At 40.0% G+C, this 2052-nt stretch carries 4 protein-coding genes; 2 read left to right on the forward strand and 2 right to left on the reverse strand.

The window, feature by feature from the left end; translation table 11 throughout:
• Nucleotides 1-58 precede the first annotated feature (58 nt).
• Together RH86_RS04395 and RH86_RS04400 are read right to left on the reverse strand one after the other, a co-directional pair.
• Entirely contained in the window at nucleotides 59-358 is a 300-nt protein-coding gene (locus RH86_RS04395; protein WP_009385188.1) for a type II toxin-antitoxin system RelE/ParE family toxin, read from the reverse strand.
• Between the two features lie 7 nt (nucleotides 359-365).
• The gene (locus tag RH86_RS04400; RefSeq protein ID WP_009385190.1) at nucleotides 366-608 is read right to left on the reverse strand and encodes a type II toxin-antitoxin system Phd/YefM family antitoxin; all 243 of its coding nucleotides are present in this window, start codon (nucleotides 606-608) and stop codon (nucleotides 366-368) included.
• A gap of 324 nt (nucleotides 609-932) precedes the next feature.
• Between RH86_RS04400 and RH86_RS04405 the strand changes: the two genes are divergently transcribed.
• The gene (locus RH86_RS04405) at nucleotides 933-1208 is read left to right on the forward strand and encodes a hypothetical protein (protein WP_009385192.1); all 276 of its coding nucleotides are present in this window, start codon (nucleotides 933-935) and stop codon (nucleotides 1206-1208) included.
• Between the two features lie 148 nt (nucleotides 1209-1356).
• Nucleotides 1357-1950, forward strand: a complete 594-nt coding sequence (locus RH86_RS04410) for a hypothetical protein (protein WP_009385194.1) — start codon at nucleotides 1357-1359, stop codon at nucleotides 1948-1950.
• Nucleotides 1951-2052: the final 102 nt, after the last annotated feature.

Genomic DNA, 2052 nt, shown 5'->3' on the forward strand with positions numbered 1-2052 from the left:
GCGGCGTTAGTTTACCAATCAGAATAGCACCCTAACTGAACATGCTAGGGTGTGGTAATTATCGCAAATGGTTTTGCGGTAATTGCGATTGTCCAAGAACTGCAATGACCAAAATAAAGCCGTCTTCTTTGGTAAAGTATGCCGTGTGCTTGCCGATCGGGAAGTAAAAACCGTTTTGATATATATCGTTGCAGCTTCTACCTACTGCCGGGTTTTCAGCAAGCATCTGAAACCCAGTAAGAAGAGTGTCTTTATATGAGTTCCACTGCATCTGGGAAAAGTTTGTAACAGTATAATTTTTGATTTTGTATAAATGAGCCTGTGCTAATTTACTTAGTTTATATTTGCTCTTGTGCATACTCTACTTACAACGCGCTTAAGAAATTTTCACCGTCAACTACATTGCCTTGGGCTAAGTCTGCTTTTGCAGCCTCAAAGCAATGTTTTATGTAATCAGCTTTCATAGCTTCAAGTTCTTCAAAGTCTCTAATCGACATCACAACAACGGCATCTTTGTTGTTTTTACTAATTTTAACTGGCTCGCGTTGAGCGTTTAGAAGCAGTTCGCCGAAATTACGTTTGGCATCATTTGCTGTTAATGTGTACATGGTTAAGCTCCAAGTCTGCAAGTACAATATCATTATAGGGTATCGCTCCAAATGTGCAATTCAATTAAATCGTGCGATTAGTGTGAAAGGTAAACTAACAAAGCGTTTAAAACGGATTCCCAACGCTCGGTATTTTCAGTTTGCTTCGGCTTAAGTGTTTACGGCACAATGGTTTAGGTACAGTGGTATGCGTTGCTCACCACTTAACGCGGCGTTATGTGCTTTGATGCTTATTCTGGTCTGGTTCGCACGTTAACTCTTCCTTTCTGTAACTCCCTAAATTGTGGTGTAGAATTTTCGTCGATATGCAGGGAGCACTAGAATATGGGTAATTGGAAAAGCAAGAGGTTACATCGTTGGACACAAACTCGTAAAAAAGGGCGTAGTCATTACGTTTTGAAGACGACCTTAATTGCGGGAGGCTCTGTCTTAGTCGGTAAAACAATTGGTTTTATGCTATTTGATAAAGTGCGGACGTGGGCTGAATTTTGGATTGATTTCAGCTTATCGGCGGTAGTGTTGTTAGCTCTTGGGTTGGTTTTAGGTCTGGTTACTTGGGCTGTTTCAGAAACGTGGTATGAACGAGAGACGAACAAATAAAAACGCACATAACAAAGCGTTTAAGACGGATTCTCAACGCTTGGCGCTCTCGGCTTTCTTTGAGTTAAGTGATTATGTCACAATGGTTTAGGTAGGGTGGTTGGCGTTGCTCACCACTTAACGCGGCGTTATGTTCTAGGAAGAATTAATGGATAATCAGCAACTAATCGAGTCCGTAAAGGCGTTCAAGGTGAGTTATGGGGAGTATTTTAAGCTATTTTTAGATACTTATCCGTTGTTCACTTGGAAGGATGATAATTATGGCAGTAATGAGCTATTTCTAAAAGCTATAGAGTGCCAAGCTTTGGCTTCAACGTTCGGCGAAACCGCAAAAAGTAGGTTCGATACGATCGGTTTCAATAAACTGTTCCCATTTGACAATCCTGTTGATTGGTACAATTGGGAAGCATTTGTGAAAGACAATGAGGTCTCTCATACAATTTACGCGACGCTAGCAATGAGGCTTGATTCTGAAATTCAACGTATGCTTTTTTTTGCGGAAAGGGATTTATGGCAATCTTATGAATCGCTTGATTCGGAACAGTTTTTAGTTTCGTATTTGAAATATGATTGCTTCCATAATTCTGATTTCCAAAATAACTTAGAATTAAAAGATGACGACATAGAAAACCACAAGGAAATCGATGAAAATCGAGCTTTTGAGAATCTAGATAGAATGCAGAAACAAACATCTATTTGGTCGAATGTCATTAACGTGCTTAGTAAAGTAGTTGGTTTTTAGTCCGAACATAACAAAGCATTTAAGACGGATTCTCAACGCTTGGCAATTTCAGTTCAGGTCGGCTTCAGTGCTAAATGTGGCAAGGTTTGAGCTTGGGTGGTC

Origin of the sequence: Vibrio sp. N418 (assembly GCF_000222565.1) — a bacterium.
GTDB lineage: Bacteria > Pseudomonadota > Gammaproteobacteria > Enterobacterales > Vibrionaceae > Vibrio > Vibrio scophthalmi.

Coding starts and splice junctions, on each gene's coding strand:
- RH86_RS04400 (WP_009385190.1), bottom strand. CDS start 608: ATGTACACATTAACAGCAAATGATGCCAAACGTAATTTCGGCGAACTG.
- RH86_RS04405 (WP_009385192.1), top strand. CDS start 933: ATGGGTAATTGGAAAAGCAAGAGGTTACATCGTTGGACACAAACTCGT.
- RH86_RS04410 (WP_009385194.1), top strand. CDS start 1,357: ATGGATAATCAGCAACTAATCGAGTCCGTAAAGGCGTTCAAGGTGAGT.
- RH86_RS04395 (WP_009385188.1), bottom strand. CDS start 358: ATGCACAAGAGCAAATATAAACTAAGTAAATTAGCACAGGCTCATTTA.